Source organism: Methylomonas rivi (genome assembly GCF_024505165.1).
Lineage (GTDB): Bacteria > Pseudomonadota > Gammaproteobacteria > Methylococcales > Methylomonadaceae > Methylomonas > Methylomonas rivi.
On the sequence record NZ_JANIBK010000321.1, the window covers coordinates 1 to 1,227 of the forward strand.

The 1,227-nt window shown below is 60.6% G+C and carries 1 protein-coding gene; it reads right to left on the bottom strand.

The window, feature by feature from the left end; translation table 11 throughout:
- Positions 1 to 108 precede the first annotated feature (108 nt).
- The coding region (locus tag NP596_RS21470) for a type II secretion system F family protein (RefSeq protein ID WP_256617418.1) at positions 109 to 1,227 on the bottom strand (1,119 nt) is incomplete at its 5' end.

The following is a 1,227-nucleotide window of genomic DNA, read 5'->3' on the forward strand; positions in this document are numbered from 1 at the left end:
GGCTTATTCCGGCCTACGCCTCGTTCCCACGGTCCTCCGTGGCAACGCGTAAGGTTGTCCCGCGCGGGAAAGCGGGTATCGGCTCCCGCGCCAGAGCGTGGGCCCCCGTCATGCGCGGCCCGACACCAAGGAAAACAAGGCCTGAAAAAAGGCGTAATAGACAAAGCCCACCATGCCGCCGATCACCAAAATCATCGCCGGCTCGATCAGCGTCGACAGGCGCTTGATGGCGATTTCCAGCAATTTTTCAAAATAAATCCCCAATTCAAGCAAAACCCCGTCCAGGCTGCCGGTATTCTCGCCCACCGCCACCATTTGCGTCACCAGCACCGGTATTCTGGGGTGACTGATGCTGGTGGCCACGTCCCGGCCCTGCAAAATCGATTCGGACGCCTGGCGCAGCTTGTCCGCGTAAACCCGGTTACCCAGCAAATTACCGGTGATCTTCAAGGCGTCGTACACCGTCACGCCGCTGCGCAGCAAAATCGACAAGGCCCAACTCATCTGCGCCATCGCCCCGGTGACCAACAGACTGCCGATCACCGGCAGCCTTAACAGCGCATGGTCGATGTAGAGGCGTCCGCGCCGAGTCATGTAAATCAACGCCACCATTAGCAACGCCCCCGCCACGCCGGCGATGATCCACAAGCCGTTGGCGCGGACGAAATCGGAAATATCGATCAGCATTTGCGTGGACGGCGGCAGCGCCCGGCCCTTGCCTTGCAGGAATTTGGCGAATTTGGGGATGATTTTTACCACCATAAACACCCCCACGCCGATGGCCGCCAGCACCACGATCAGCGGATAAATCATGGCGTTGACGGTTTGCGCCCGCAAGGCCGCCTTCTTATCCAGATGCACCGCCAGACGTTCCATGATCTCGTCCAGCTCGCCGGTGTTCTCGCCGGCCACCACCAGATTGATCGCCATGTCCGGAAACACTTGCGGATGCTTGCCCATCGCCGACGACAGCGATTGCCCGGCCTCAATATCCTTCAACATCAGGCGCACGGTCAGATTCAGCCGGGCGCTGGAAACTTGCGCCTGTGCCAGCTCCAAGGCATGCGCCACCGACAAGCCGGCCCGCAGCATGAACGCCATCTGCCGGAAGAAAAAGATCAGCGCGCTCAGGCGCACCGAACGCTGCGAAGCCAGCCAATCGGAAAAATTCGCCTGCCCCAAAAATCCGCCGCTGCCGAGGCCCGGCCGCAGCTCCAACACCCGCAA